The organism is Caloranaerobacter azorensis DSM 13643, assembly GCF_900129995.1.
Lineage (GTDB): Bacteria > Bacillota > Clostridia > Tissierellales > Thermohalobacteraceae > Caloranaerobacter > Caloranaerobacter azorensis.
Map to the genome: position 1 here is coordinate 1 of NZ_FQXO01000086.1, position 9,007 is coordinate 9,007.

Below are 9,007 nucleotides of genomic sequence, written 5' to 3' on the forward strand. Positions count from 1 at the left end.
AAATACAGTTCAGCATTATTTGTTACTATAGTTTATGTAATTAACAGTTCAGAAATATTTATGAAGACTATTTTTAAAAGATGAAATATTATTTATATAGCAGGCTGTAAATTTAAGAGAGAAGTGATATTTTGTTAGCACCACTTATTTGTTTTGCATGGGTTCCTTTATTATTTATTATTTTGGTATTTCTAGGAATAAATACGGGCAATATTTAAAACAATCATTTTTTTTACTTATTGTACTTTCAATTCTTGCTGTTCTTATATTTTTAAGAGATGAACGATATGTATATTTTGATATTAGTATATATGTAGGCGTAATTATATTAATTGGTTATGTGTTTTCAGATACTAAAAAGAAGGAATGAATAGGAAACAGAGGGATGGTTCTATGTATCCAAAATGAAATAGAAGAACCGTCCTTTTGTATCTAAAATGCATTTTCAGACAATGAAATGACATTTTCGGAAAAAGTTATTGAAAATGGAAAAATATTTTTATATAATTAGCATAAAAGATTAGAAAAATATTCTAATCTTTCATGCTTTTTTCTTTTTTAAAAAGTGAGAAAAAAATATATGGGGAGGTGAGATAATGAGTAAAAGATTTTTTAGAAACTTTTTAACAATAACTACAGCAATGTTATTTATAATTTCTAATGTAGGAGTAAAGCCTACTTGCATCGGTTGGTTCTATAAACCAGAAGTTCCAGAAATATTGAAAAACGAATAATTGTATTTTGTTATGAGTGATAAAGTATTGAATTTAAAAATGAAAATGTTACTTATTAGACTTTATATTTTTGAAAAATAGAGCTACATTTTGAAGTAATATTAAAATAGTATTTACACAAAAGTGTGAAGAGTTAGAGAAATATTCTAGCTTTTCACACTTTTTTATTCATAAAGACATTATAGTAATTCTATTAGTTATTTGTCAAACGTTGAATAAAAAACGAGAGATTTGAATTGAAAATTTTGTTCTTTAGGTTTAAACTATTTATAATCGAGTTTATGTTAAAAGTAGAAATAGTAAACATGGCCTAATAATATAATTATTAGATTGGATTAGTAACAGCATAACAATTTGTTTAGATTTAAAATATTTTCTTTTTTTTGAGTATGACCTTTTTATTCTTAACTTGATAAAAATTAATAAAAGATTTATCATATTCTTTAGGAGTATAAATTCATGTATATATTATAATAGAGAGATTTTTAGGAATAATAAAAAGTGGAGTGATAGAATTGGGAATAATAAATTGAAAATTCTGCAGAATTTGGCTTTGGTTTCACAAATAGGTTTATCTATGGCAATACCTATTTTAGGAGGCGTATATATAGGGAAATTTTTAGATGATAAATTAAATACGGAGTTTATATTTTTAGGTATATTTTCGGTGTTAGGGATAATTACATCTTTTATAAGTTTATTTAAGATAACTACAAAAGGGACTAAAGGGAAGTGATTACTTGAGTTTGCAGGATAATATACAATATAAAATAATAAAGAGGGTATTTATATTAACGATACTCATAATAGGGGTGTTCTTTCTAGTATTTCCAGAACCGATGCCGTATATTTATGGGATTATTTTTGGAGCAACAATAAATGTACTTAACTTTAGATTGATGAGTTTAACATTAGAAAAAGCTGTAGGGATGTCCAATAATAAAATAATGCCGTATGTTGTAGGTAATTATATGGTAAGGTATTTAATTTACGGCATAGTGCTAACAATTTCAGCAATAGCTGATTATATAAATTTCTATTCTACAGTATTAGGAATTTTTATGGTTAAAACTATTATTATATCCGACACATTTTATGATATTATAAAGGGTAAGAAAACATCAAAAATGCAAAATTAATTTTTATGAAAGGAGGTTAGAATAGTGAAAATAGAAATAGCCTTGACACTTTTTGGCAAAGAGATTTTCATACCTGAGACTATAGTTAATACTTGGATTATAGTAATTTTGCTATCTATTTTTGCAATATACGTGAACAAAAAAATAAAAAATGCAAAAATAGATGAGAAACCATCAGGATTACTTAATGTAATAGAATTATTAGTCGAAGGTGTTCAGTCTTTAGTTGAAAGTACAATGGGAGCTGATAAGCTAAAATTTGCTCCTTATATAGGAACTCTTGCTTTATATTTATTAGTAGCTAATCTATTTGGATTATTAGGATTTAAACCTCCTACATCAGATTACAATGTAACTTTTGGATTGGCTTTAATTACATTTGTATTAACACAATATTATGGTTTAAAATCAAAAGGTTTAGGAGGATACATAAAGGGATTTTTTGAGCCTATGCCATTGTTATTTCCATTAAATATTATAGGAGAAATAGCAAACCCTATATCATTATCATTCCGTCTATTTGGTAATATCTTAAGTGGTGTGATAATTATGGGGCTTATGTATGGCGCATTAGGCTATTTTTCAATACTCGTAACACCTGTATTTCATGCATATTTTGATGTTTTCGCAGGTGTAATACAGACATTTATATTTATTATGCTTACTATGGTATTTGTTTCTATGGCAATGGAATAGAGTTAATTCCGGACTTAACGTCCGTCAAATATAATCACAGTATGTAAACCTTGAAAGGAGGGGAATTACATGCCATCAATAGATCCAAAAGCGTTTATACTTGGGTGTTCAGCTATAGGTGCTGGATTAGCTATGATAGCTGGTATTGGTCCTGGAATAGGACAGGGTTATGCTGCAGGTAAAGCTGCGGAAGCTGTTGGAAGGCAACCAGAAGCACAAGGTGATATTATAAGAACAATGATCCTTGGTCAAGCAGTTGCAGAAACAACAGGTATATATGGTCTTGTTATTGCTATAATATTATTATTCGTAAGACCATTACTTAAAGCTTTTTAATATACCTACATAAGAGGTGGGTATTTTCGCCCATCTCTTGTTTCTGTATTAAATTGGGAGTTAATAGGGGAATCCTTTAAATATAAAAATTTAAAATTGAAAATGTAAAATGTAAAATTATTTATTGTTGGTCTTTCGAATATTGAGCCGAATATCGACTAACAAATAGCGAATGACAAATGGTTAATGCTTAAAACGGAGAAAGGAGGATTTATGAATGTCAATAGATGTAAGAGTTATTCCAGAACTTAGTTCTTTGATAATGCAGATCGCAGCAACAATTATATTGTTTTTAATACTAAGACATTTCTTGTTCAAACCGGTTACTGAATTTTTAAATGCTAGAAAAGAAAAAATAGCAAATGATTTATCGGCTGCAAATAAGGACAAGGAAGAAGCTCAAAATCTAAAAAGAGAATATGAAATGAAAATAGAATCATCTAAAAAGGAAGCTCAAGAAATTATAGAGGCTGCTAGACGTAGAGGAGAAGAAGTAAGGGAAGAAATAATAAATGAAGCAAGGAAAGAAGCAGAGGCTATAATTGAAAAAGCTAGGAAGGAAATAGAGAGAGAAAGAGAAAAAGCAGTAGAAGAATTAAAAGAAGAAGTTGTTACAATAGCTATGTTAGCTGCTTCAAAGGTTATAGACAAAAATTTAGATGCTAAAGCTCATAAAGAGATTATAAATAAGTTTATAAACGAGGTAGGGGAAGCTAAATGGCAAAATTAATAGGAAAGACTTATGCCCAAGCTCTATTTGAAGTAGCTGAAGAGGTGGATAAAATACAGCAATTTAAAGAAGAGCTAAATTCAATATATAAAATATTTGATAAAGAAAGAGAGTTCAAAATAATATTTGAACATCCTAAATTATCCAAAGACGAAAAGAAAGATATCATAAATTCTATATTTAAAGGGAAAGTAGCTCAAGAAATATTAAATCTAATATATATTGTAATAGATAAAGGAAGAGAAAGATATTTAATGGATATAATAGAGGAATACATAAGACTATCAAACGAAAAACAAGGCATAATCGAAGCACAGGCCATAACAGCAGTTCCTTTAAATGAAGAAGAAAAATTAAAACTTCAAAATAAATTGTCTGAAAAATTAGGCAAGAATGTTATTCTTAAAAATATTGTTGACACAGACATTATAGGTGGGGTACTTGTTAAAATTCAAGATAAGATAATAGATGCAAGTATAAAAGGGCAATTGGATAAAATTCAGAAGAGTCTTAAAGATATAAGAGTAACTAAGATAGGGGTGAGCAAAGAATGAATCTAAGACCTGAAGAAATTAGTTCAATTATTAAGCAGCAGATTAAGAGATATGAAAACAAATTAGATGTAGTAGATGTAGGTACAGTTATACAAGTTGGTGATGGTATTGCCAGAATACATGGATTAGAGAAATGTATGGCTGGTGAGCTTTTAGAGTTTCCAGGCGGAGTTTATGGTATGGCTCTAAACTTAGAAGAAGATAATGTTGGTTGTGTTTTATTAGGTTCAGATGAAAACATAAAAGAAGGGGATACAGTTAAGAGAACCGAAAGAATAGTTGAGGTTCCAGTTGGAGAGGCCCTTATAGGTAGAGTAGTAAATGCATTGGGACAGCCAATAGATGGAAAAGGTCCTATAAAAACTGAAAAATTCAGACCAATCGAGTCAAAAGCTCCAGGAGTAATTGAAAGAAAATCAGTTTCAGTTCCTCTACAAACTGGTATAAAGGCTATCGACTCAATGATACCAATCGGTAGAGGACAAAGGGAGTTAATAATAGGTGATAGACAGACTGGTAAGACTGCGATTGCGATAGATACTATATTAAATCAAAAAGGGCAAGATGTTATCTGTATATATGTTGCAATTGGACAGAAAAAATCAACTGTAGCTAAAATAGTTGAAACTTTAGAGACAAGAGGAGCTATGGAATATTCAATAGTAGTATCGGCTTCAGCTAGTGAGATGGCACCACTTCAATATATAGCTCCATATGCTGGTTGTGCTATGGCAGAAGAATTCATGTATCAAGGTAAAGACGTACTTATAATATATGACGACTTATCAAAGCACGCTGTTGCATATCGTGCTATGTCATTACTTCTTCGTAGACCACCGGGACGTGAAGCATATCCTGGAGACGTATTCTATTTACATTCAAGACTTTTAGAACGTGCAGCTAGATTAGATGAAGCATATGGTGGAGGTTCTATAACAGCGCTTCCAATAATTGAAACATTAGCAGGGGATATTTCGGCTTATATACCAACAAATGTAATATCAATAACAGACGGTCAGATATTCCTTGAGTCAGAGCTATTCTTCTCAGGGCAAAGACCAGCAGTAAATGCAGGACTTTCAGTATCTCGTGTTGGTGGTGCTGCACAGATAAAGGCTATGAAGAAGGTAGCGGGTACATTAAAACTTGAATTAGCACAGTATAGGGAGTTAGCTGCATTCGCACAGTTCGGTTCAGAACTTGATAAAGAGACTCAGGCAAGACTTGCTCAAGGTCAAAGAATAATGGAAATATTAAAACAGCCGCAATATGCTCCAGTTAAAGTAGAACATCAAGTTATGATTATATATGCGGTTACTAAAAAATATTTAACAGACATTCCGCTAGATAAAATAAAAGACTTTGAAAAAGAGTTTTTAAACTTCATGGATAATAACTATCCGGAAGTAGGTAATAGTATAGTAGAAACAGGCGAATTATCAGAGGAAATGGAAGAAAGATTAAAGGGTGCTATAGAAGAATTTAAAAAGAACTTTAAGCAGGAGTACAATATTTAGGCTGGTTAGAAATTGAAAATTGAAAATGTAAAATTAACTGTTCGCTAATAGGTTTTCACATTAGATAATTGATGGCTTGTAGCGTAGAATTTATTCTACGCTGCAAATAATTAATAAGCAGCGAGTAGCGGAAGATGAATGTGATGGGAGGTGAAAACATGGCCCAAGCAGGGATGCGAGATATAAAGAGAAGGATTAGGAGTGTAAGCAGTACGAAGCAGATTACAAAGGCTATGGAACTTGTATCTTCGGCAAAGTTAAGGAGAGCTAGAGAAAAATTAGAAAAAACAAGACCTTACTATAATACTATAGTAAGGAGTATAAGAGATATACTGACTTCGACTTCAGGTATAAGGCATCCGTTCTTGGAAAAAAGAGAGGTTAAAAAGGCGGCTTATATAGTTATAACGGCAGATAGAGGTTTATGCGGTGGATATAATAATAATGTAATTAAATTGACAGAGGAGAATATAAAGAATAAAGATAATGCAGTAATAATAGCAGTAGGCCAAAAGGCTAGAGATTTCTTTAAGAAAAGAGGATATAATCTAGCAGATGAATTTGTGCATATTTCAGAAAATCCTAATTATTCTCATGCTAGAGAAATTGGAGATATAGTCATAAATTTATATAAAATGAGAGAAATAGACGAAGTAAATATAGTTTACACACAATTTGAAAGTACCATTTCACAAGTAACTAAAATAATGAAACTTCTTCCAGCAGAAAATGTAGTAGAAAAAGGAGATAGAAAGAAGACAACTTTAGTAGAATATGAACCATCTCCTGAAGAAGTATTAGACTATTTAATACCAAAGTATATACATAGCGTAATATATGGAGCAATGATAGAAGCATCGGCAAGCGAGCAGGCAGCAAGAAGAAATGCGATGGAGTCGGCTACGGATAATGCACAGGAGATGATAGAAAACTTGAAATTAAGCTACAACAGAGCGCGTCAAGCATCTATAACTCAAGAAATAGCAGAAATTGTTGGTGGAGCAGAGGCGCTTAAATAGTTAAGACTAGATGAAATTTAAAACAAAAAGATAAGATAAAAGAAAGGATGTGAAAAAATGGCTGAAAAAAATACAGGCAAATTAGTACAGATAATTGGTCCTGTTGTAGATATAAGATTTAGTGCAGATAATCTTCCTAAATTACTAAATGCTATAATTATTGAAGGTAATGGAAGGAAAGTAGTAGCAGAAGTTGCACAGCATATAGGAAACGATACAGTAAGATGTATTGCGATGTCTTCAACAGATGGACTTGTTAGAGGAATGGAAGCTGTAGATACAGGTAGACCTATTACAGTGCCAGTAGGGAGAGTTACATTAGGAAGAATGTTTAATGTGTTAGGTGAAACAATAGATGGTCAAGGGGAAGTTAAATCCAATGAATACGCACCTATTCATAGAGAGGATCCTTCTTTTGAAGAACAGGAGACAGCAACAGAAATATTTGAAACAGGAATAAAAGTTATAGACCTTATAGCGCCATATGCAAAGGGTGGTAAAATAGGTCTATTTGGAGGAGCAGGAGTTGGAAAGACAGTTCTTATTCAGGAATTGATTAACAATATAGCAACAGAGCATGGTGGATTATCAGTATTTGCTGGTGTTGGAGAGAGAACAAGAGAAGGTAATGACCTTTATTATGAAATGAAAGAATCAGGCGTTATAGATAAAACTACTCTAGTATTCGGACAGATGAATGAACCACCGGGAGCAAGAATGCGTGTTGCATTAACAGGATTGACTATGGCAGAACATTTTAGAGATAAAGAGGGTCAAGACGTATTATTATTCATAGATAATATATTCAGATTTACACAAGCGGGTTCAGAGGTGTCAGCGTTACTTGGACGTATGCCTAGTGCCGTTGGATATCAGCCTACATTAGCAACAGAGATGGGACAGTTGCAAGAGAGAATTACATCGACTAAAAAAGGTTCTATAACATCAGTACAGGCAGTATACGTTCCAGCAGACGACTTAACAGACCCTGCACCAGCAACAACATTTGCGCATTTGGATGCTACTACAGTTCTTTCTCGTCAAATAGCAGAGCTTGGTATTTATCCTGCAGTTGACCCATTAGACTCAACATCTAGGATACTTGACCCTGCTATTATAGGAGAAGAACACTATAGAGTAGCGCGTGGAGTACAAGAGGTACTTCAAAGATATAAAGAACTGCAAGATATAATAGCAATTCTTGGTATGGATGAACTTTCAGAAGAAGATAAATTAATAGTTGCTCGTGCAAGGAAAATTCAAAGATTCTTATCACAGCCTTTCCATGTTGCAGAGCAGTTTACAGGTAGACCAGGTAAGTATGTACCTATAAAAGAAACTGTAAGAGGGTTTAAAGAAATATTGGAAGGTAAGCATGACGATCTTCCAGAGCAAGCATTTTATATGGTAGGTACAATAGATGAAGCGGTTGAAAATGCTAAGAGCATGAGATAAGGCTTTAAAAGCGAGGTGGAGAAAATGTCACAGTTCACCCTAGAAATAGTGACTCCAGATAGAAAGTTTTTTGAAGATGAAGTAGAGATGGTAATCGTAAGAGGAATAGAGGGAGATATAGGAATACTTAAAAATCATACTCCTATGGTTACACCTCTATCAATTGGAAAGATAAGAATAAAGAAGGATGGAGAAATTAAAGAAGCGGCCATAGCAGGAGGATATATAGAAATTACAAAAAACAAGACAACAGTTATAACAGATGCTGCTGAATGGCCAGAAGAAATAGATGTAAGAAGAGCAGAAGAAGCTAAAAAAAGAGCGGAGCAAAGACTTAAAAGTGGTAAAGGCGAAATAGATGTTGTTAGAGCTCAAATAGCGCTTAAAAAAGCTCTAAATAGACTAGAATTAGCCAAGAAAAAATAAGACTAGGCGAATGCCTAGTCTTATTTTCTTCTCTAGTCTTACATTTCCTATATATTTTATTTATCGCTCTTTATTCTATGGCAACTTTAAATATATAAGTCGTATTCAAAAAAATCAGAGATTTCGCATCAAATTTCCAGTAAAAAATTTATTTTTACTAAAATTTTATTTTTTAACATTTACTTGAATAACTGGGAAGCCTGTAGACCGATAGGTCTTAAAAATAGTTACACCTCCCCCTACCCCAAGAAATTTTAATAATCAATTTCCAGTTTTATTTTTAATTATGTTTTTTCAAATATTGGATTTATCCAATCAGCTTCTATAGTAAATCTTTCATCTCTTATATCTTCAATAATATCTATCTGCAACATTCTTTTCTTTCTAAATCCTCTAATACA

The 9,007-nt window shown here is 32.0% G+C and carries 11 protein-coding genes; all 11 read left to right on the plus strand.

Translation table 11 applies throughout. The features are described 5' to 3' along the window. The first annotated feature begins 596 nt into the window (after nt 1-596). The 11 genes from BUB51_RS10940 (at nt 597) to BUB51_RS10990 (ending at nt 8,606) form a co-directional block, all read left to right on the plus strand. Nucleotides 597-734 carry a cyclic lactone autoinducer peptide gene (locus BUB51_RS10940; protein ID WP_083599486.1) on the plus strand — a complete coding sequence of 46 codons (138 nt, stop codon included), beginning with the start codon at nt 597-599 and terminating at the stop codon, nt 732-734. A gap of 529 nt (nt 735-1,263) precedes the next feature. Beyond that, nucleotides 1,264-1,470 carry an AtpZ/AtpI family protein gene (locus BUB51_RS10945; RefSeq protein WP_073197727.1) on the plus strand — a complete coding sequence of 69 codons (207 nt, stop codon included), beginning with the start codon at nt 1,264-1,266 and terminating at the stop codon, nt 1,468-1,470. 4 nt (nt 1,471-1,474) lie between these two features. Further along, on the plus strand, nt 1,475-1,873 hold the full coding sequence (locus BUB51_RS10950) for an ATP synthase subunit I (RefSeq protein ID WP_073197729.1): 399 nt from the start codon (nt 1,475-1,477) through the stop codon (nt 1,871-1,873). 24 nt (nt 1,874-1,897) lie between these two features. Beyond that, nucleotides 1,898-2,569: a F0F1 ATP synthase subunit A gene (atpB, locus tag BUB51_RS10955; protein WP_250160107.1), complete on the plus strand. Its 672-nt coding sequence runs from the start codon at nt 1,898-1,900 to the stop codon at nt 2,567-2,569. A 69-nt stretch (nt 2,570-2,638) separates the two neighbouring features. Next, nucleotides 2,639-2,905, plus strand: a complete 267-nt coding sequence (gene atpE, locus BUB51_RS10960; protein ID WP_035162978.1) for an ATP synthase F0 subunit C — start codon at nt 2,639-2,641, stop codon at nt 2,903-2,905. Between the two features lie 217 nt (nt 2,906-3,122). Beyond that, nucleotides 3,123-3,635 carry a F0F1 ATP synthase subunit B gene (locus tag BUB51_RS10965; RefSeq protein WP_052045194.1) on the plus strand — a complete coding sequence of 171 codons (513 nt, stop codon included), beginning with the start codon at nt 3,123-3,125 and terminating at the stop codon, nt 3,633-3,635. Continuing rightward, complete coding sequence (locus tag BUB51_RS10970; RefSeq protein ID WP_073197731.1) at nt 3,623-4,189, plus strand: F0F1 ATP synthase subunit delta; 567 nt, start codon at nt 3,623-3,625, stop codon at nt 4,187-4,189. The genes BUB51_RS10965 and BUB51_RS10970 overlap by 13 nt, the downstream gene beginning before the upstream one ends. Then, complete coding sequence (gene atpA, locus BUB51_RS10975; RefSeq protein ID WP_073197733.1) at nt 4,186-5,706, plus strand: F0F1 ATP synthase subunit alpha; 1,521 nt, start codon at nt 4,186-4,188, stop codon at nt 5,704-5,706. The genes BUB51_RS10970 and atpA overlap by 4 nt, the downstream gene beginning before the upstream one ends. A 158-nt stretch (nt 5,707-5,864) precedes the next feature. After that, nucleotides 5,865-6,725, plus strand: a complete 861-nt coding sequence (gene atpG, locus BUB51_RS10980; RefSeq protein WP_073197735.1) for an ATP synthase F1 subunit gamma — start codon at nt 5,865-5,867, stop codon at nt 6,723-6,725. A 57-nt stretch (nt 6,726-6,782) separates the two neighbouring features. Further along, complete coding sequence (gene atpD, locus BUB51_RS10985; RefSeq protein WP_073197736.1) at nt 6,783-8,180, plus strand: F0F1 ATP synthase subunit beta; 1,398 nt, start codon at nt 6,783-6,785, stop codon at nt 8,178-8,180. Between the two features lie 24 nt (nt 8,181-8,204). Continuing rightward, nucleotides 8,205-8,606, plus strand: coding sequence for a F0F1 ATP synthase subunit epsilon (locus BUB51_RS10990; protein ID WP_073197738.1), 402 nt, complete (start codon nt 8,205-8,207; stop codon nt 8,604-8,606). The last annotated feature ends 401 nt before the right edge of the window (nt 8,607-9,007 follow it).